We start from the raw sequence: 352 nt of genomic DNA on the forward strand, positions 1-352 counted from the left end.
TCCTATCTGCGCAGATCTGCCATCCGGCATGCACTGGGGACAGTATCCTCTTATAGAACACGGCTGGATCTATGGGAAAAGACAGACGGAAAGAGCGGGAAACCAAAGCTTGTATATGAAAACCACGCCATGCCGGTCTTCTATCGTGATGTCATGTACCGTGAGGGAGCGGAAGGGAAAGACGAAGCATACCTGAAACTCTATGACGGCCATGACTGGAAATGGTTCTGTGTACGTCTGGAGCATACAGATATGGAATATCTGAGAAAATACTGGTCAGGGAAAAAGGCATCTGCTCCAACTCTGGAAAAGAGACACCGGAAGTATTTTTTGCGTTTTTCCTATACAGAAG

General features: G+C 47.2%; 1 pseudogene. It reads left to right on the top strand.

The window, feature by feature from the left end:
* Positions 1 to 352 (top strand): annotated as a pseudogene (locus G4417_RS16655) (IS200/IS605 family accessory protein TnpB-related protein); the annotation flags it as partial.

The sequence above is a fragment of the Blautia wexlerae genome (assembly GCF_013300825.1).
GTDB lineage: Bacteria > Bacillota > Clostridia > Lachnospirales > Lachnospiraceae > Blautia_A > Blautia_A wexlerae_B.